Consider the following 18745-nt stretch of genomic DNA (forward strand, 5'->3'; position numbering starts at 1 on the left):
TTCATATTTAGTGGAGGTGTGCCATGCGTGCGCTCACGTTGAGTTACATGCTGGTACTGCTGTGTGCAGCCCCGGTAGTCCAGGCCCAATCAGTAGTACCGCTCAAGGGTCAGAGCAGCCAGCAGACGCAGCTGGACATCAATGATTGCAATACGGTGGCGACCAACGCCGCGAACAGTGCCACCAGCAGCACCAGCCCGCATGTCGGTGGCCGGGTGAAAGGCGCGGCAGTAGGCGCCGCAGCGGGCGCGGTCGGGGCGCAGGTGCGCGGTAACCAGCACGATGAGCTCTATGACCGGGTCGGCGACGACGCCAAGCAAGAGTATCGCCAGAACCGTGCTGGCGAAGTGGCGGCGGCCGGTGCCGTGGTCGGTGGCTCACGCCAGCGCCAGGAGCGTCGCCAGGACCGGCGTAACCAAGGCGAAGCACAAAGCTCGGCACATGCCAATGCCTTCAGCGGTTGCCTGCAAGGACGGGGGTATCAGGTCAATCCTTGAAGGCTCCCACAGGGGATGGCGCTGGCTGCAGCCCCTCCCCTCTTCATTTACAGGCACGCTAACCAGGAGCAGGTAGCGTCATACGCCCGCCGTACGTGCTGCTTGCCAGCGTGCTGCCGCGTTGGTGTTTCCACACTTATCTGCACGTCCAAAGGCAACGCCCCGAGCAACGCAGCCAGCGGCAGTTGCCCTTGCCCCGGCAACAGCCGCCCTTCTCGTGCCTCCTGAATGATCAGCGCGTCCACCGGCGCCAGCCGCGGCGCATCGCACAGTTGCACGGCACGCAGGTAACCTGGGTCAACGCCGGCAAGGGCCGCGACATCGCCCCCCGAACGAAACAGGTGCAAGGCATCCAGCAGCACGCCACTGTTGCCCTGCCCAGCCGCCGTCACCACGGCAAGCGCGTGTTGCAGCGTGGCCACCGGCCGCCAACGCATGAACTCAAGGTCCACACGCAACCCGTAGCCACTGGCCAACTCGCACAATGCCGCGAAGCGCTGGGTCAGCCGCGCGAGATCCGGGTCGTCCCCGGAAACCGTAAGGCTCTGCGCACCCAGCTCGGCGCCTGCCGCCAGCAACCTTTCGCAGTCGGCTACCTGACACGCAGGTGTCAGCGCGACGAACTCGATATCGGCAACCTGCACGCCCTCACCCGCCATCACCGCCTTCAGCTCGCCCATGGCCTGGCTGCCTTGCGCCACCGGGTAGGCCCGCGCACCCGGCTGCACCGGGTGCAGGCGCAGCCCCACGGCGGCGAAACCGGCCCGGCCGGCCTCGCGCACCAACACAGCCGGGGCCAGGTCCAAGGCCGTCAGGTGGGCCACTCCCAGCGCTTTCAATAGGTCGCCCTGCCGCCGCTGAGGTCGAACACGAAGCCGGTGGTGAAACTGCATTCGGGACCGGCGATCCAGGCCACCATGTTGGCGATCTCCTCGGCCTTGAGGAACCGCCCCATGGGGATCTTGGCCTTGCTCGCGGCAATGTGCTCCGCGGTCATCTCGGCCATCAGCGGCGTTTCGACCATGGCCGGCGCGATGCAGTTGAGCAGCACGCCGTCCTGCGCAAGCTCCTTGGCCGCGGCCTTGGTGAAGGCGATGACCCCGGCCTTGGCCGCGGAATACCCCGAGATGAACTGAACGCCGTCCTTGCCCGCCATCGAAGCGACATTGACGATGCGCCCGTAGCCACGCTCGCGCATGTGCGGTATGGCCGTGCGGCAGCAGTAGAAGACGCTGTTCAGGTCAACGGCGATGACCTTGTCCCAGGCCTCTGGGGCGTACTCCCAGCACGGCAGCACCGGACCGTTGATGCCGGCATTGTTGACCAGGATCTCGACCTGCCCCAGGCGCTCCAGCACCTCGGCGAATGCGCTCTGCACAGACGCCAGCGAGGCCACGTCCACCGCCTGGCGTAGCACCGGCTCGAAGCCGCTGGCAGCACTGTCCCAGCCGTCGACCGCCAAGTCCCAGATCACCACCTGGGCGCCGGCCGCCTGCAGCCGTTGCGCAATGGCCAGGCCGATGCCGCGCATGCCGCCGGTGACGATTGCCGTTTGCCCTTGCAAAGATTGACTCATTGTCTTGCTCCATTTTCGACAGAGGGAATATCCGGCAGGCGACGCAGGTCGCGCACCATGAACAGGTAGCACAGCGCACCCAGCGCGGTGATGGTGGACACGAAGGCCAAGGCCCAGACGAACGAGCCTGTGGCGCTGACGATCAGGCCGATGGTCAGCGGGGTGACAATGCCGGCGGCGTTGGCGAACAGGTTGAACAGCCCGCCACTGAGCCCCAGCAGGCCTTTGGGGGCGATATCGGAAACGATCATCCAGGCCAGCGCCGACATGCCCTGGGCAAAGTAGGCAACGCAAAGGATGGTGATCACCAGCGCGTCGGACTCGACATAGTTGGCCAGCACGATCACCGAGGCGGTCAGCAGGCCGGCGATCACTGGCAGCTTGCGCGCCACGTTCAGCGAGTAGCCGCGGCGCAGCAAGGCATCCGACAGCCAGCCACCGGCCAGGGTACCCAGCGACGCGGCGATGAAGGGCAGCACCGCGACCCAGCCGACCTTGAGCCAGGGCATGTGACGCTCAGTGACCAGGTAGGTGGGGAACCAGGTGAGGAAGAACACGTTGGTCGAGTTGCAGGCGAACTGCCCCAGGCAGATGCCCAGCATGTTGCGGTGCTTGAGCAGTGCCGGGATCTGCGACCAGCGGAACACGGTAGCTTTCTGTCCGCCGTCGACCACGCCGCCGCCGGCGGCGATGTAGTCCAGCTCGGCCTGGTTGGCGGAGGTCGACTGATGCGGCTCATGGTACTTGCGCCACCACACCAGACCGTACAGCACCCCGAGCAGACCGACCGCCATCAACAGGAAGCGCCAGCCATAGGCGTGCAGCACCCAGAACAGCAGCGGCGTGAGGAACGCAAGCCCGGTGTACTCGGCAAAGGTGTAGATGCCGGTTGCCCTGGCTCGCTCGCTCTGCGGGAACCAGGTCGCCACCACCCGGCTGTTGGTGGGAAAGCACGGTGCCTCGGTCACGCCCACCAGAAAACGCATGCCCAGCAATGACAGAAAACCCTGGGCCAGGCCTTGCAGCCCGGTGAACAGCGACCACAGGGTCAGCGCCAGCCAGTAGGTGAACTTGGTGCCGAGGCGGTCGATCAGGATGCCACCGGGAATCTGCGCCGCGGCGTAGGTCCACGAGAACGCCGAGAAGATCACCCCCATCAGCGCGGCGTTGAGGCCCAGGTCGGCGCTGATACTGGGCGCGGCGATCCCCATGACACTGCGGTCGAGGTAATTGATCATGGTGCCGCCCGAGATCAACGCCAGGATCATGAAGCGGGTGCGAGTCCTTTGTTGCAGGCGCGCGGGCGTGTCTAGCACGCCTTGGCCGAGGTGCTGTTCAACGGTCATGACAATTGCTCTCTTGTTATTGGAATGGCAATGCGTGGGGGGTCAGGCGAAGCCGAACAGGCGCCTTGGCGTGTCCCACATGATCGTTCGGCGCAGCCGAGGGTCTGGCATCAAGCGCTCGGCCAGTTTCAGCAGCGGGCCGTAATCGACCCGCGCAGGTTGGCGGATGAAGGGCCAGTCCGAACCCCAGACACAGGCATCCGGGCCAAAGACCTCGATCAGCGCCTGGACATAGGCGGCGCTCTGCGTGTGCAGCGCATGGGCGGCCGCGAACTTCTGCATACCGGAGAGCTTCACGCAGACACGGCCAAGCCGAGCCAGCCTCAGCAACGCCTGGAAACCGGGCTGCTGCAACCCGGCAGCGGCCTGCGGGCGACCGCAGTGGTCGATCAGCACGCGCACCGGGCTGCGCTCGATCAGGCCTTGCAAGTCGACCAGTTGGTCTTCGCAAACCTGGATCTGGGCGTACAGGCCCAGTTCGGCCAGCTTGCCCAGCAGCGGCTCGGCCTCTTGCAACCGGGTCAGGCCATGCATCGCGGGGTTGAACGCCACGCCCACCACGCCCTGCTCACGCAGAGCGGCCAGTTGCTCCAGGCCGATCTGCCGATCGACCACCGCCACCCCCTTGAAGCGACCCTGGCCGCTGGCCAGTGCATGCAACAGGCAGCGATTGTCGGTGTGATAGCCGCTGTTGGGGCCCACCAGCAGGGCATGACGCACACCGTAGGCATCCATCACCTGGTTGAACTGCTCCAGCGGGGCAACTTCCTGGCCGGACGGTGCATAAGGCGCATCCGGGTGATAGGCAAAGCGCGCAGGGTCAAACAAATGGTTATGGCAATCGATCTTCGGTTCATCAAAGATGTTCAAAAGGCGGCTCCTTCAAGCGCCACTGCGCTTGCCTGCAGATCTTGTTATCGTTCGCCATCCAGGCGATTGGCCTGGGCTCAAGATACTGCGGGCGTGTGCGTTGCGCTCATACACAGATGGCGAAGACCATAACCAGAGGTAATACCCATGCAGCCCGGCAAAGAAGGTGCGGATGCCAGCACGATGCAGTTCAAACTGCGCCATATGGAAGTGTTTCGCGCGGTGATGCTGACCGGTTCGATCAGCGCCGCGGCCAAGCTGCTGTATGTTTCGCAACCGGCGGTGAGCAAGCTGATCGGCTACATCGAAGGGCGGCTGACCTATCGCCTGTTCGAGCGCATCAACAACCGCCTGGTACCCACCGAGGAGGCGCAGGTGCTGTTTCGTGAGGTCGAACGGGTGTACCAGGCGGCTTTGCAGGTCAATGAGTGCGCGCTGTCACTGGCGGCGGGTACGCACCGTAGCCTGCGCCTGTGCTGCAGCGCTTCGTTGTCGACGGTGGTCATCCCCATGGCCCTGGCCCAGCTCAAGCGCGAGTCGCCCGCGCTGCAGATCGAGTGGCAGACCTCGCTGATGGGCGAGATGCCCAACCAGATCCTGGCGAAGAAGGTGGATCTGGCGATCGCCGCCCTGCCGGTGGTTCACGATCATTTGCATTCGCAGGCGTTCATGCGCGGGCGCATGGTGGCCGTGATGCCGGCCGATCACGTGCTGGCGCAGCAGCCTTCACTGACGCTGCAGCAGCTGGTGGGTCATGCGTTGTTGCTGTTCCGCCCGGACATGCCGTTCGGCCGGTTGCTGGCCGAAGCGATACGCCGGCAGGGTTTGCAGCTGGATTCGCTGCTGTCGTTCACCAATGCCAATGAAGCGGTGGCGCTGGTCAAGCAAGGCATGGGCATCACCCTGATCGACGAGTTCGTGGCGCAGGACAGCGGCCTGGCCGTGGTGCCGCTGGCCCAAGACATTCACTTCGACATCAGTTTCGTCTACTCGCGCTTCGAGCCCCCCTCGCAGGCGGCGTTGCAGCTGATGCGGGTATTGCAGGCCCAGGCCCACAAGCTGGGCCGCAGTATCGAAGGGGTCAGGCGGTGAGCCCGGCCAGTACCTCGGCCCGGGTGGTGACATTGCCGAAGTGATGCTTCCACAACTCGATGCCCATTTTCCCTGAGCGGTCGAGCGAGGAGCCTACTGTCAGGTCGGTGATCAAGGTCGGCACCAGCCCCGCATCGAACAAGGCGAAGCCGGCAGCAAGCACGCAGGTTTCGGTCTGCAGCCCGCACACCAGTACCCGCTCCGCCCCCAGTTGGCGCAGGTGCTCGATCGTCTCTGCAGTCTGCCCATAGCCGTGCTTGACGAACACCCGGTCGGCCTCGACCAGGCTCTCGTCCTGGGCTGCCGGGTGCCAGCCGAGCTGCTTGTCGAACGGGGTGATCTGCTCGTCGTGCAGCTCGATCGAGGCGATGGTAGGAATCGTCGCGGACAACGCCCGTATGCCATCGACCAGCCACTCGGGCGGGCTGAAGGTGGACTGGACATCGACGATGAGTAAAACCTGCCGCATGAGCGCTCCGAGGCCTGGGTAAAGGTGCGAAGTATAGCGTCCCTGGCAGCCGCTGACTGCATTCGGCCAGCAGCGAGTGGCCACCTATTGGTGTTTTAAGTGACGGTTTTCTAGAACTTTTTCCGGATTGCTGGTCTATGTGAACAGGCCCTTGGCCTAATGCCCAATACTCAGCAGAGGTTGTCTTCGCTCATGAAAATCCATGTCCCACGGATAGTGCTTGTCAGCCTGTTCGCGTTCGCGGCAATGGGCTCGGCATCTGCAACACCGATGAAGGTTTCAACCCCTGTACGCGCCACTGAGGTGCCCGCCGAGAAGGCCGCCGAAAACCCGTGGCCAAGCCTGGCCAGCGTGGCAGCGCAGCAGCCGGCGACACTGCTGGCCCATGATGATCGCTACGAGCATGACCACTACCGGCATGACGATCGCCACGACTGGCGCCGTGAAGAGTGGCGCCGCGAGCAATGGCGCCGGGAGCAGGCGCGCCGTGACTACGAACGCCGCCGCGACTGGGAACGCCGGCATGAGCGGGCCATGCATCATCGCTATGAAGCGGATCATCGTTACTACCGCCGCTAATTCCAGTACCTAAAGGTTGCACGATCCCTGTGGGAGCAACTGTCTTGCTCAATTTCTAACAGCTCCCACAGGTCTGTCACTGACTTCGATAGCAGTGCAGGTTCCGCGAATGGGCCGGCACGGACACACTTTCGCTATATATTTTTGTATATTACGGCTTTGCGCGCTTCAGGGAAGCCTTGCCGTGTACATCATGCCGTTCGAATTGCCGCGAGAAATGCCCAAGGCTTGCGAAGAGCCATCGGCCGAGCCCGTGCGCAGCACCATCCTCAATGCCGCCAGCGAAGCGTTCGCCCAACAGGGCTATGCCGCAACCAAGCTCTCGGCCATCGCCGCCCTGGCCTGCCTGCCCAGGTCCAACGTCCTCTACTACTTCAAGTCCAAGGCAAACATCTACAGCCATGTGCTGCAAGACATCGCCCCCCGCTACCTGGACGCCTGCGCACCTTTTCGCCACGACGACCCGCCGCTGGAAGCGTTGAGCCGCATGGTCAGCGTGATGATCCGCCTGTTCGAGGGGCGCCCGTTCGCCTCGAAAGTGCTGCTGCAGGAACTCAAGGAAGGTGGCCGACGCATTCCGGGGGACTTTCTCGAACGCTGGGCCTGCCAGGCTCAGGAAAATACCGCCCACATTCGCCAATGGGTCGGCAGCGGGCAATTGGCAGCGGTCAACCCAGAGCACGTGCTGCCGTCGGTCTGGGCCATTGCCCAAGCGTGCATCGACCGATGCTGGCACGCGCCGAAAGAGACGCAGCAACGTATCGACTACCAGGCCGCAACGGCTTCCTCGGTACGCTTGCTGCTCAATGGCCTGGCGCCAGGCCCCCCCTGACGCCGCTCAAGTGACAGGTTCCAGGGTATCGGCTTCGCGCTTCTTGCGTGCCCGCCTCCAGCGTTTCAGGGCCAGGCCTAGCGAAGCGTTCCAGCAGTAGGCCACCAGGATGCCGCCGACGATGGCCAAGGCCACCGCGACCAGTGGCTGATCGCTGATACGTCGGGCCACGGACTGGAACTGGTAATGCGTCAGGTAGATGAACAGGGTCGACGAGGCGATCAGCGCACCGCCCCGTGCCACAGCAGCGGGTACCGGCACCGACCTGAACCAGATCAGTGCCAGCACCGCCGGCAAGGCGATGTCGATGTGCACCCCGCTCAGCCACGCCTCCCACCCGTAGCCTGCGAGGGTGGCGATCTCCAGTTCGCCGATCACCAACACGGCCATTGCACTGGCCAGCCATTTGCGCGACGTCGAATCGGCGTATTGCACGGCCATGCCCAGCACCATGGCCGCCAGGTAATGCTGGGGGACGCGGTTGTAGAGCGGCGTGGCGTCGAACACCCAGCGGCCGAGCACGAGGTCCGTCACCACCAGAACGCACGCGGCCAGCAACAGATGGCGGAACGGGTCGGCCATGATCAGCAGGCGCACCGGCCTGATCGACAGGATCAGGCCGACGATCAGCAGCATCTGCACCAGCACTTCGATGTACCAGTAGCTGAAATGGCCGACCCGTTCGGCAGGGAACCAGTTGGAAATCAGTAGCAGCGATTGCCAGTGCACCGTGTCGAACAGGCACTGCACCAGCGCGGTATACAGCACGGTTGGCAACGCGATGGCGAGCATCGACTTGAGCAGCACGCGGGCGTCGCCACGCTCATTGATCGCATTGACCTGGAACCTGGCAAGGCCGATGCCGGACACCAGGAACAGCGCGGTGGTTTCGCCCGTGATCACCCACTTGCCGAGCACGCCCAAGTGCCCCATGACGATCAACAGGATCGACAACATGCGCATCAATACCGGCATCTCCATCGCCCGCAGCGCGTGCCTGGGCGCCCTGGCCTGACCGACCAGTTCGGCCAGCCGCTTCACCGGGATCAGTTCCCAGCGTGCCGGCAATTGCCCGATCAGTTCTTCAAGCACCCTCGAAGCCTGAACGAACGACAACGAATCGCCGCCCAGCTCTACGAAACTCAAGTTGGCGTCGATACTCGGCACCTGAAGTATCTTGGCCCAGGCGTCGGCCAATTTTTGCGTCACCGGCGTCAGCGCCTCACCGGCATGGCCATCAGATGGCGCCGGCAATGCCCGCCGATCGATCTTGCCATTGGGCGTCAGCGGTATCGCCTCGATGAACACGAACAGCGCTGGCACCATGTAGTCCGGCAACTGCGCGGCGAGGGCCTCGCGCAACTGCGCAGGCGCAACGGTGGATCGCGCGACGCAGTAGGCGATCAGCCTTGGCGCTGCACTGTCGGCGCTGGCCACGACCACGCACTGCTCGATCTGCGGCTGTCTGGCGAGCACGCTTTCGATTTCTGCCAGCTCGATGCGGTGGCCGCGAATCTTCACCTGGCAGTCGGCGCGGCCGAGGAAAGCGACACTGCCGTCAGGCAGATAGGTGCCCAGATCGCCCGTGCGGTAGCAGGTATCGCCCTGCTCGCCGGTAAACGGATTGACCACGAATTTTTCCGCGGTCAGCGCCGCGTCCCGCCAGTAACCCATCGACAGATACGGGCTGCGGATAAGGATTTCGCCCACCTCGCCTTCGCCGACCAATTGCTGCTGTTCGCCCACCACCAGCACCTGGGCGTCGTCGATGCCTTTGCCCAGCGGTATCGCCGTCTGCCCAGGCTGCCCATCGAGTGGATGGAACACCATCGCCTGCGGCGTTTCCGTGGTGCCATAGAAATTCACGCTGGTGGCATTGGGTGCGATCGTCCGCATCGTCTGGTAGAGCGTGGGGCTCAGTGCATCGCCGCCCCAGAACAGCCAGCGCAGTTGACCGAACGGCTGCGGGTCGATGCTTGCGCCGGTCGCGATCAGCTTGCCCAGGGGCGGTGTCAGGTGGATGACCGAGATGCCATGGTGGTGTATCCAGGCTGCCAGCTGCGCCGGGTGGGTGAGTGTGCACTGAGCCGGACAGACCACCGCCGCGCCAATCGACAAGGGCGTGAAGATATCCCGGTAGACCGGATCGTGCCCAAGCCCCGACAGCAGCGAAAAACGATCGTGCTCGGTGAAACCGTGGCGGCGCACATGCCAGTCGATGAAATGCACCAAAGGTGCGTGATGGGTCACGACCCCTTTTGGGGTGCCGGTGCTGCCGGAGGTGAAGGTGATATAGGCGGGACGGCTGGCATCGATTTCGGGCAGGGTCCTGGACTGCTCAGGGAACTGCTGCAAGGCCTGGGCGGGTGCTTCCGGTACCCGGACAAGCTGCGCCGGGCTTCGGCCTGCCGGGACGGCGATCTGTGCGTCGCCACAGAGCAGGATGAAGGAGGGCTCCAGGTTATCGACCAACTGCGCAATGCGGGCTGCCGGGTAGGCCACATCGACCACGCTGAAGGGCAAGCCGGCGCGTAGCGCGCCGAGCATGGCATAGACCAGGCCCGCGCCGCGGCTGCAGACGATCAGCACCCGGTCGGTGCCAGCGGTACCGTGTTCGAGCAAGAAGCTGGCGATGCCCTGGCTGATCCGCTGCAGCTGCTGATAGCTGCAGCTTGCGCTCTCGCCGATGATCGCCGGGGCATCGGGCGCACGCTTTGCCTGCTGCAGGAAGTCGCTGACGATCGGCCGTTCGGCACAGTATTCCAGGGGCAGCGTCGGGTTCGGGCGCGGGTCCTGCATAGGTGTCTGGTCTCACAGCGAGGGAGGACTGACGTCGACGTTCGCGGACCCAGCGCAATGAACGCTGCTGGCGAAGTTGAACAAAACGCTAGTGCACCCGGCGCCTGCGCGCCAATGCGGCTGGTCGGAAGTATCAATCCGAGCAGGCGCTGCGGCGTACCCTGCGCATCACTGCCAGCACCAACCCCACGTTGACCAACGCCAGCAGGCACAGCGTTACCAGCACCCCCATCGCGCCAAAATGCTCGAACAGGTACCCCCCCACCAGCGGCGTCAACGCCTGCCCGATCAGCGATGGCCGCGACATGCGCCCCATCAGCAGCACATATTGCGCAGGTGGCATCATCGCCAGCGGCAGCAACCCCCGCACGATCGCCCGCAGACCATTACCGCAACCGAACACCAGCAGGCCCACGGCGGTGGCCGCCGGCACCAGCGTGACCAGCAGCAGGCCGACCAGCACCAGGCTCACCCAGGCCAGCGCCGTCCAGACCGGATGCCGCTTGCCTGCAAGAATCTGCAGCACCCGCGAGGCTACCTGGCTGGGGCCGAGCATCGCGGCCAGGCCGATGGCCGCCAGTAGCGAATGCCCGAGGCCCTGCAGCACGGCCACCAGCTGCACGGCAATGGCCGTCATGATGATCGCGCCGATGGCGAACAGGCTGGTCAGCAGCAAGTAGAGCTGGCGGTCCACCTCGCCCCCGTCAGCGCTCTGCTGTTGCTTGCGCAGCTCGACCCGGCAACCCGCGGGCAGGACCCGCCAGTACAGCGGCGCCACCACCACGATCAACACCAGCGCGTAGCAGACACAGGTCACCCGCCAGCCCAGGTGCTCGATGGCCAATGCCACGATGGGCCAGGACAGGGTCGAGGCGAAACCGGCGATCAGCGTGATACCGGTGATGGCCTTGCCTGCACCCTCCCCATACAACCCGCCAAGGGTCGCGAACAGGGCTTCGTACAGCCCCATGGCCATGCCCACGCCAATCACCGCCCAGGCCAGCAGGAACAACGCCAGGCTGTGGCTGGCGGCCATGATCAGCAGGCCCAGCGCGACTACTGCGCCGCTGGCGGCCATTTGCGGGCGGCCGCCGTAACGGGCGACCAGACGGCTGCTTAGTGGGGCCAACAGGGCCGAAACCATCAGGCTCAGCGAGAGTGCGCCGTAGACCCATTGGCTGGGCCAGCCGGTGTCGCGGCTGATCGGGTCGGCCATGACCGCCATGAGGAAGAAGGAACCGCCCCAGACCAGGATTTGCAGTACGCCCAGCCAGACGATGCCGAGGGGGCTGGGGAATTTGGGGGTGGTGTTCACGATTGGGCCTTGGATCACATGCAGGATGTCTGTGCCGGCCATCGATGAAACATGCCGACCTATCATTGCCCGTGATAATAACCTTCGCTGCGTTCGATTCGTGCGCCACGCGCAAGGCACTCACACTCCGCCCACTACTAATATCTTGGCGGAGTTCTCCATGGACCACTCACTCAAACCCTTGCGCTTCCCCCTCGCTGCCCTGGCAGTGGTGGTGCTCAGCGCTTGTGGCCGAACCCCGGACGCTGTGCAGGCGCCCGCCGCGCCAAAGGTCAGCGTGGCCAAGGTGATCGAACAGCCGATCAACGAATGGGACGAATTCACCGGACGCCTCGAAGCCCCGGAAACCGTCGAAGTACGCCCACGGGTCTCCGGCCAGATCGACCTGGTAGCCTTCACCGAGGGCGCCCAGGTCAAGAAAGGCGACTTGCTGTTCCAGATCGACCCACGCCCGTTCCAGGCTGAAGTCCGCCGCCTCGAAGCGCAGTTGCAGCAGGCCAAGGCCACTGCCATTCGCAGCGCCAACGAAGCCCGCCGTGGCGAGCGCCTGCGCGACAGCAACGCGATCTCCGCCGAACTTGCCGAATCGCGCAGCAGCGCCGCCGCCGAAGCCCGCGCCGGGGTCGACGCGATCCAGGCCCAGCTCGACCTGGCGCGCCTGAACCTGAGCTTCACCCGCGTCACCGCACCGATCAGCGGCCGCGTCAGCCGCGCCCAGTTCACCGCCGGCAACATCGTCAGCGCCGATGTCACGCCGCTGACCAGCGTGGTCTCCACCGACAAGGTGTATGCCTACTTCGACGCTGACGAGCGCGTGTACCTCAAGTACACCCAGCTGGCGCGCGACGGCCAGCGCGGCCAGAGCACCCCGGTGTACCTGGGCCTGACCAGCGAAACCGGCAACCCGCACCTGGGCCAGATGAACTTCGTCGACAACCAGGTCAACCCGCGCACCGGCACCATCCGTGGCCGTGCCGTGTTCGACAACCGCGACGGCCAGTTCACCCCGGGCCTGTATGCGCGCCTGAAACTGGTCGGCAGCGCCCAGTACGACGCCATGCTGATCAACGATGAAGCGGTCGGCACCGACCTTGGCAAGAAGTTCGTGCTGGTCATGGACAAGGACAACAAGGCGACCTATCGCGCCGTCGAACTGGGGCCAAAACTCGAAGGGCTGCGCATCGTGCGCAGCGGCCTGGCCAAGGACGACCGCATCGTGGTCAAGGGCCTGCAACGGGTTCGCCCAGGCTCGCCGGTAACCCCGATCGAGGCACCGATGGCCAGCGAACAGACCCTCGCCGCCCTCGCCCAGCAGCGCCAGGCCCTCGAGGCCAGCAACACCGCGCAGAAGGTAGCGGGCTCCACTGAGAAAGTCGCCAGCGCTCAGTCGCCGCGCGGTTAAGGGATCACACCGATGAACTTTTCGAAATTCTTCATTACCCGGCCGATCTTCGCTGCCGTGCTGTCGCTGGTCCTGCTGATCGCGGGCTCCATCTCGCTGTTCCAGCTGCCGATCAGCGAATACCCGGAAGTGGTACCGCCCACCGTGGTGGTACGCGCCAACTTCCCCGGGGCCAACCCCAAGGTCATCGGCGAAACCGTCGCAGCGCCCTTGGAGCAGGCCATCACCGGGGTCGAGAACATGCTGTACATGTCCTCGCAGTCCACCGCCGACGGCAAGCTGACCTTGACCATCACCTTCGCCCTGGGCACCGACCTGGACAACGCGCAGGTGCAGGTACAGAACCGCGTCACCCGTACCCAGCCCAAGCTGCCGGAGGAAGTGACACGTATCGGCATCACCGTCGACAAGGCTTCGCCCGACCTGACCATGGTCGTGCACCTGACCTCGCCGGACAACCGTTACGACATGCTCTACCTGTCCAACTACGCCATCCTCAACATCAAGGATGAGCTGGCGCGCCTGGGCGGCGTCGGTGACGTGCAGCTGTTCGGCATGGGCGACTACTCGCTGCGGGTCTGGCTCGACCCGAACAAGACCGCTTCGCGCAACCTGACCGCCAGCGACGTGGTCGCGGCCATTCGCGAGCAGAACCGCCAGGTTGCCGCCGGCCAACTGGGCGCCCCACCCGCCCCTGGCTCGACCAGCTTCCAGCTGTCGATCAACACCCAGGGCCGCCTGGTCAACGAGGAGGAGTTCGAGAACATCATCATTCGTGCAGGTAAAGATGGCGAAATCACGCGCCTGAAGGACATCGCCCGGGTCGAACTCGGCTCCAGCCAGTACGCCCTGCGTTCGCTGCTGAACAACCAGCCGGCCGTGGCCATCCCGATCTTCCAGCGCCCAGGCTCCAACGCCATCGAGATCTCCGATGAAGTGCGGGCGAAGATGGCCGAGCTGAAGAAAGATTTCCCTGAAGGCATGGACTACAGCATCGTCTACGACCCGACCATCTTCGTGCGCGGCTCCATCGAAGCGGTGGTGCACACCCTGTTCGAAGCGCTGGTGCTGGTGGTGCTGGTGGTGATCCTGTTCCTGCAGACCTGGCGCGCCTCGATCATTCCGTTGCTGGCCGTGCCGGTGTCGCTGATCGGTACCTTTGCGGTGATGCACCTGTTCGGCTTCTCGCTCAACGCCCTGTCGTTATTCGGGCTGGTGTTGGCCATCGGTATCGTGGTGGACGATGCCATCGTTGTGGTGGAGAACGTCGAACGTAATATCGGGTTGGGCCTGAAACCCCTGGAAGCCACGCAAAAAGCCATGAGCGAAGTGACCGGGCCGATCATCGCCACGGCGCTGGTGCTGTGCGCGGTGTTCGTACCTGCCGCGTTCATCTCCGGCCTTACCGGGCAGTTCTACAAGCAGTTCGCCCTGACCATCGCCATCTCCACCGTGATCTCGGCGTTCAACTCGCTGACCCTGTCGCCAGCCCTGGCTGCCGTATTGCTCAAGGACCACCATGCGCCCAAGGACCGTTTCTCGCGGTTCCTCGACAAACTGCTGGGCAGCTGGCTGTTCTCCCCGTTCAACCGCTTCTTCGATCGCGCCAGCCACCGCTACGTCGGCGGCGTGCGCCGGGTCATCCGCTCCAGCGGCATCGCCCTGTTCGTGTATGCCGGCCTCATGGGCCTGACCTACCTGGGCTTCTCGTCCACCCCAACCGGTTTCGTGCCGGCCCAGGACAAGCAGTACCTGGTGGCCTTCGCCCAGTTGCCTGACGCTGCCAGCCTCGACCGCACGGAGGCTGTGATCAAGCGCATGAGCGAAATTGCCCTGAAGCAACCCGGTGTTGCCGACTCGGTAGCCTTCCCTGGCCTGTCGATCAACGGCTTCACCAACAGCCCGAACAGCGGCATCGTGTTCACCCCGCTCAAGCCGTTCGACGAGCGCAAGGACCCGAGCCAGTCGGCTGCCGCCATCGCTGCCGCGCTGAACGCCCAGTTCGCCGACATCCAGGACGCCTATATCGCCATCTTCCCACCGCCGCCGGTACAGGGCCTGGGCACCATTGGTGGTTTCCGCCTGCAGATCGAGGACCGCGGCAACCTGGGCTACGAAGCGCTGTACAAGGAAACCCAGAACATCATCGCCAAGAGCCAGAACGTGCCGGAACTGGCGGGGCTGTTCACCAGCTACCAGGTCAACGTGCCGCAGGTCGATGCCGCCATCGACCGGGAAAAGGCCAAGACCCATGGCGTGGCGATCACCGACATCTTCGACACCCTGCAGGTCTACCTGGGCTCGCTGTACACCAACGACTTCAACCGCTTTGGCCGCACCTACCAGGTCAACGTCCAGGCCGAGCAGCAGTTCCGCCTCGATGCCGAGCAGATCGGCCAGCTGAAGGTGCGCAACAACCAGGGCGAGATGATCCCGCTGGCGACCTTCCTCAAGGTCAGCGACACCTCCGGGCCTGACCGTGTGATGCACTACAACGGTTTCATCACCGCGGAAATCAACGGCGCGGCGGCGCCGGGCTACAGCTCCGGCCAGGCCGAAGCTGCCATCGAGAAGCTGCTGAAAGAGGAACTGCCCAACGGCATGACCTTCGAATGGACCGACCTGACCTACCAGCAGATCCTCTCCGGCAACACTGCCCTGCTGGTGTTCCCGCTCTGCGTACTGCTGGCGTTCCTGGTGCTGGCGGCCCAGTACGAGAGCTGGAGCCTGCCGCTGGCGGTGATCCTGATCGTGCCGATGACCCTGCTGTCGGCCATTACCGGGGTGATCGTCTCGGGGGGCGACAACAACATCTTCACCCAGATCGGCTTGATCGTGCTGGTGGGCCTGGCGTGCAAGAACGCGATCCTGATCGTCGAGTTCGCCAAGGACGAGCAGGCCAAGGGGCTGGACCCACTGGCTGCGGTGCTGGAAGCCTGCCGCCTGCGTCTGCGGCCGATCCTGATGACCTCCATCGCCTTCATCATGGGCGTGGTACCGCTGGTGTTCTCCTCCGGTGCCGGTTCTGAAATGCGCCACGCCATGGGTGTCGCGGTGTTCTCGGGGATGATCGGTGTGACCGTGTTCGGGCTGTTCCTGACCCCGGTGTTCTTCTTCCTGATCCGCCGTTTCGTCGAGCGTCGTCAAGCCCGCAAGGCCGAGCGCGCTCACTCGCTGGAGAGCCACGCATGAATCTGCTCAAACCCCTGACCCCGAGCCTGCTGGCCCTGGCCCTCGCGGCCTGTGCGGTAGGCCCTGACTACAAGGCGCCGGACACCGAGCCTGCACGTGTCGATACCGAGCTGCAAGCCAAGGCCTTCGACCGCAGCCGCTTCGAGAGCGTGTGGTGGAAGCAGTTCGACGACCCGGTGCTGAACCAGCTGGTGCAGGCATCGCTGGACGGCAACCGCGACCTGCGGGTGGCCTTTGCCCGGCTCAAGTCGGCACGGGCGATCCGCGATGACGCCGCCAACGACCAGTTGCCGGTGGTCACCAGCCGCGTCAGCAGCGAAATCGGCAAGGGCCAGATCCCCGGCCAGACCGACCAGCGGGTCAACAGCGAACGCTACGACCTGGGCCTGGACATGGCCTGGGAGCTCGACCTGTTCGGCCGCATTCAGCGCCAGATCGAGGCCAGCGAAGCCCAGGAAGCGGCCGCTCAGGCCGACCTGCAACAGCTGCAGGTCAGCCTGATCGCCGAGCTGGTCGACGCCTACGGCCAGCTGCGCGGGGCGCAACTGCGCGAGAAGATCGCCGTGGCCAACCTCAAGACCCAGGAAGAGTCGCGCAACATCACCGTGACCCTGCGAGACGCCGGGGTCGGCAACGAACTCGACGTGGTGCGTGCCGATGCGCGTCTGGCTGGGGTCGAGGCCACCGTGCCGCAACTGCAGGCTGAACAGGCCAGGGCGCGCCACCGCATCGCCACCCTGCTCGGCCAGCGCCCGGACGCCTTGAGCGTGGACCTTTCGCCCAAGGCCCTGCCCGCAATCGCCAAGGCCCTGCCGGTGGGCGACCCCGGCGAGCTGCTGCGCCGCCGCCCGGATATCCGCAGCGCCGAGCGCCAGCTGGCGGCGGCCACCGCCAATGTCGGCGTGGCCACCGCCGACCTGTTCCCTCGGGTGAGCCTCAGTGGCTTCCTCGGCTTTACCGCGGCACGCGGTTCGCAGATCGGTTCGGCGGCGGCCAATGCCTGGGCGTTGGGGCCGAGCATCACCTGGGCGGCATTCGACCTGGGCAGCGTGCGGGCCCGCCTGCGCGGCGCCAAGGCCGATGCCGAAGGGGCCCTGGCCAGCTATGAACAGCAGGTGCTGCTGGCTCTGGAAGAGTCGGCCAACGCCTTCAGCGACTACGACAAGACCCAGCAGCGGCTGTTGTCCCTGATGCGCCAGAGCGACGCCAGCCGCAAGGCGGCGGAGCTGGCCTCGGTGCGTTATCGCGAAGGCACGGTGGACTACCTGGTGCTGCTCGATGCCGAACGTGAACGCTTGAGCGCCGAAGACGCGCAGGCAGTGGGTGAAGTCGAGCTGTATCGCGGCATCGTGTCGATCTACAAGGCGCTCGGTGGCGGCTGGCAGCCTGAGACGGTCGCCAGCGTGCGCTGAACCTCCCCTTTGCAACGACTCCTTTGGTTGGTCTCTCCCAACCTTTTGCCCCGCAGGCCTTGGCCCGCGGGGCTTTTTTATGTGGGCTGCACGGGCCCTATCGCCGGCAAGCCGGCTCCCACAGGGTGGCAACTTCCAGCTACCTGTGGGAGCCGGCTTGCCGGCGATAGGGCCGGTGCAGGCAAGCCACGGTGCTTGCAGCCCACGGCATTCTGCCCCAAGCTCTTCCTTCCCTCCGCCATGGTTCGCACGATGCCCATACGCCACCGCTACCTGATCGCCTTGCTGCTGCTGATCCTGGTATCGGTCACCATCGGCTACCTTCGTCGGGATACGCCGCCAGCGCCACCGGTCGTTCCTGCGCAAAGCTATGCCAAGGCCTTGCGCATGGCCCACGAAGGCCGGCCAGGCGCCGCGCGGGTGTTGTACCAGCAACTGCAACGTGACGACCTGGCACCGATCCGCCGTGCCGCGCTGTTTGCCGAACTGCCCAACTATCCCTCGCCACAAGCGCTGAAACTGGCGCGTGCCGGGCTGGACGCCGATGAACCGTTGGTGCGCCGCGCCGCCATCGCCAGTCTTCGCCGGCTGGTCCCGGCAGCGCAGCGCAGCCTGATACTGGGGCCGCTGCTGGACGATGACGAGCAAAGTGTACGTTTTGCTGCGGTCGATGCCCTGCTCGGCCTCGACCCCGATGCCATCGGCCTGTATTTCGGCCCGCTGCAAGCGGCACTGGAGCAGTACCAGCAGGTGTTGGAACAACAACCCGACGACGCCGCAGCGCAAGTGCACCTGGCGCGTCTGTACCTGCACGAAAATGACTACACGCAGGCAGCCATCGCCTTGCAACGCAGCCTGGCAGTGGACCCGGACAGCCCCGACGCGCTGGCCACTCAGGTTCGCCTGCTCGAACGCCAGGGTCACCATGACCAGTCCAGGCAGGTACTGGCCAAGGCGCTGGCCTTGCGCCCGGACTCGGCGTTCCTGCAAAACCAGCTGGGGCGCTGGCTGATCCGCCACGATCAGCGCGAATATGCCCTGCTTGCCTTGTCACGCGCCGTCGAGCTGGAGCCGGACAACGCCGCTTATCGCTATACCCTGGCGGTGACCCTGCACGACCTGGAGCAGGCTGATGCGGCGCAAAAGCAACTGGAAACCTTGCTCAGCCGGCAACCGGCCAACCGCGCCGCACGGGTATTGCTCATCGAGTACTGGAAAGAGACCGGGCAACTGCAGAACGTGCAAGTACTGCTGGCCGAGCTGGAGCGGCAGAACCCGGACGATCCGTATCTGCAGCAGGGCCTGTAGTTGCGTTGAACCCTTGGCAAGTGGCTGTGGTCCAGTGGGTATCAGACCCCTGACGG

15 protein-coding genes are annotated in these 18745 nt (G+C 64.8%); 8 read left to right on the forward strand and 7 right to left on the reverse strand.

Going from position 1 to position 18745, the window contains the following annotated elements:
- Positions 1-23: 23 nt before the first annotated feature.
- Positions 24-497, forward strand: coding sequence for a hypothetical protein (locus ACIPZG_RS07600; protein WP_400640024.1), 474 nt, complete (start codon positions 24-26; stop codon positions 495-497).
- Between the two features lie 47 nt (positions 498-544).
- Here the strand turns inward: ACIPZG_RS07600 and ACIPZG_RS07605 are convergent, their stop codons facing one another.
- From ACIPZG_RS07605 to ACIPZG_RS07620, 4 genes are read right to left on the reverse strand one after another with little or no spacing between them, the layout of a single operon-like run.
- The gene (locus tag ACIPZG_RS07605; protein WP_400711792.1) at positions 545-1336 is read right to left on the reverse strand and encodes a sugar phosphate isomerase/epimerase family protein; all 792 of its coding nucleotides are present in this window, start codon (positions 1334-1336) and stop codon (positions 545-547) included.
- Positions 1333-2073 carry an SDR family NAD(P)-dependent oxidoreductase gene (locus ACIPZG_RS07610; RefSeq protein ID WP_400711795.1) on the reverse strand — a complete coding sequence of 247 codons (741 nt, stop codon included), beginning with the start codon at positions 2071-2073 and terminating at the stop codon, positions 1333-1335. The genes ACIPZG_RS07605 and ACIPZG_RS07610 overlap by 4 nt, the downstream gene beginning before the upstream one ends.
- Positions 2070-3419, reverse strand: a complete 1350-nt coding sequence (locus ACIPZG_RS07615; protein WP_008093793.1) for an MFS transporter — start codon at positions 3417-3419, stop codon at positions 2070-2072. The genes ACIPZG_RS07610 and ACIPZG_RS07615 overlap by 4 nt, the downstream gene beginning before the upstream one ends.
- Before the next feature lie 42 nt (positions 3420-3461).
- A complete protein-coding gene (locus ACIPZG_RS07620) occupies positions 3462-4289 on the reverse strand; it encodes an amidohydrolase family protein (protein WP_400711798.1) in 828 nt (275 codons plus the stop codon).
- A gap of 147 nt (positions 4290-4436) precedes the next feature.
- Between ACIPZG_RS07620 and ACIPZG_RS07625 the strand changes: the two genes are divergently transcribed.
- The gene (locus tag ACIPZG_RS07625) at positions 4437-5381 is read left to right on the forward strand and encodes a LysR family transcriptional regulator (protein WP_400711801.1); all 945 of its coding nucleotides are present in this window, start codon (positions 4437-4439) and stop codon (positions 5379-5381) included.
- On the opposite strand, the gene ACIPZG_RS07630 is transcribed toward ACIPZG_RS07625, so the two are convergent.
- Complete coding sequence (locus ACIPZG_RS07630) at positions 5371-5850, reverse strand: isochorismatase family protein (protein ID WP_400711804.1); 480 nt, start codon at positions 5848-5850, stop codon at positions 5371-5373. The two genes, ACIPZG_RS07625 and ACIPZG_RS07630, sit on opposite strands and share 11 nt — an antisense overlap.
- Positions 5851-6120: 270 nt before the next feature.
- On the opposite strand from ACIPZG_RS07630, the gene ACIPZG_RS07635 reads away from it, so the two are divergent.
- Entirely contained in the window at positions 6121-6429 is a 309-nt protein-coding gene (locus ACIPZG_RS07635) for a hypothetical protein (protein WP_400711807.1), read from the forward strand.
- A gap of 193 nt (positions 6430-6622) precedes the next feature.
- Positions 6623-7261 (forward strand): TetR/AcrR family transcriptional regulator, encoded by a 639-nt coding sequence (locus ACIPZG_RS07640; protein ID WP_400711810.1) that lies wholly within the window; start codon positions 6623-6625, stop codon positions 7259-7261.
- Between the two features lie 6 nt (positions 7262-7267).
- Here ACIPZG_RS07640 and ACIPZG_RS07645 read toward each other — a convergent pair whose 3' ends face one another.
- The gene (locus tag ACIPZG_RS07645; protein WP_400711813.1) at positions 7268-10060 is read right to left on the reverse strand and encodes an amino acid adenylation domain-containing protein; all 2793 of its coding nucleotides are present in this window, start codon (positions 10058-10060) and stop codon (positions 7268-7270) included.
- A 133-nt stretch (positions 10061-10193) separates the two neighbouring features.
- Positions 10194-11417, reverse strand: coding sequence for an MFS transporter (locus tag ACIPZG_RS07650; RefSeq protein ID WP_400711816.1), 1224 nt, complete (start codon positions 11415-11417; stop codon positions 10194-10196).
- A gap of 118 nt (positions 11418-11535) precedes the next feature.
- Here ACIPZG_RS07650 and mexE point away from each other — a divergent pair, with 118 nt between their 5' ends.
- From mexE to ACIPZG_RS07670, 4 genes are all read left to right on the forward strand, one after another.
- On the forward strand, positions 11536-12777 hold the full coding sequence (gene mexE, locus ACIPZG_RS07655; protein WP_400711819.1) for a multidrug efflux RND transporter periplasmic adaptor subunit MexE: 1242 nt from the start codon (positions 11536-11538) through the stop codon (positions 12775-12777).
- A gap of 12 nt (positions 12778-12789) precedes the next feature.
- On the forward strand, positions 12790-15969 hold the full coding sequence (locus ACIPZG_RS07660) for an efflux RND transporter permease subunit (RefSeq protein WP_400711822.1): 3180 nt from the start codon (positions 12790-12792) through the stop codon (positions 15967-15969).
- On the forward strand, positions 15966-17381 hold the full coding sequence (locus ACIPZG_RS07665; RefSeq protein WP_400711825.1) for an efflux transporter outer membrane subunit: 1416 nt from the start codon (positions 15966-15968) through the stop codon (positions 17379-17381). Before ACIPZG_RS07660 ends, ACIPZG_RS07665 begins: the two co-directional genes overlap by 4 nt.
- 252 nt (positions 17382-17633) lie before the next feature.
- Positions 17634-18689 carry a tetratricopeptide repeat protein gene (locus ACIPZG_RS07670; RefSeq protein ID WP_400711828.1) on the forward strand — a complete coding sequence of 352 codons (1056 nt, stop codon included), beginning with the start codon at positions 17634-17636 and terminating at the stop codon, positions 18687-18689.
- The last annotated feature ends 56 nt before the right edge of the window (positions 18690-18745 follow it).

Origin of the sequence: Pseudomonas sp. NPDC089395, assembly GCF_044749525.1 — a bacterium.
Classification (GTDB): domain Bacteria; phylum Pseudomonadota; class Gammaproteobacteria; order Pseudomonadales; family Pseudomonadaceae; genus Aquipseudomonas.

Coding starts and splice junctions, on each gene's coding strand:
- ACIPZG_RS07640 (WP_400711810.1), top strand. CDS start 6,623: ATGCCGTTCGAATTGCCGCGAGAAATGCCCAAGGCTTGCGAAGAGCCA.
- ACIPZG_RS07615 (WP_008093793.1), bottom strand. CDS start 3,419: ATGACCGTTGAACAGCACCTCGGCCAAGGCGTGCTAGACACGCCCGCG.
- ACIPZG_RS07650 (WP_400711816.1), bottom strand. CDS start 11,417: ATGGCCGGCACAGACATCCTGCATGTGATCCAAGGCCCAATCGTGAAC.
- ACIPZG_RS07670 (WP_400711828.1), top strand. CDS start 17,634: ATGCCCATACGCCACCGCTACCTGATCGCCTTGCTGCTGCTGATCCTG.
- ACIPZG_RS07665 (WP_400711825.1), top strand. CDS start 15,966: ATGAATCTGCTCAAACCCCTGACCCCGAGCCTGCTGGCCCTGGCCCTC.
- ACIPZG_RS07660 (WP_400711822.1), top strand. CDS start 12,790: ATGAACTTTTCGAAATTCTTCATTACCCGGCCGATCTTCGCTGCCGTG.
- ACIPZG_RS07630 (WP_400711804.1), bottom strand. CDS start 5,850: ATGCGGCAGGTTTTACTCATCGTCGATGTCCAGTCCACCTTCAGCCCG.
- ACIPZG_RS07600 (WP_400640024.1), top strand. CDS start 24: ATGCGTGCGCTCACGTTGAGTTACATGCTGGTACTGCTGTGTGCAGCC.
- ACIPZG_RS07625 (WP_400711801.1), top strand. CDS start 4,437: ATGCAGCCCGGCAAAGAAGGTGCGGATGCCAGCACGATGCAGTTCAAA.
- ACIPZG_RS07645 (WP_400711813.1), bottom strand. CDS start 10,060: ATGCAGGACCCGCGCCCGAACCCGACGCTGCCCCTGGAATACTGTGCC.
- ACIPZG_RS07635 (WP_400711807.1), top strand. CDS start 6,121: ATGAAGGTTTCAACCCCTGTACGCGCCACTGAGGTGCCCGCCGAGAAG.
- mexE (WP_400711819.1), top strand. CDS start 11,536: ATGGACCACTCACTCAAACCCTTGCGCTTCCCCCTCGCTGCCCTGGCA.
- ACIPZG_RS07610 (WP_400711795.1), bottom strand. CDS start 2,073: ATGAGTCAATCTTTGCAAGGGCAAACGGCAATCGTCACCGGCGGCATG.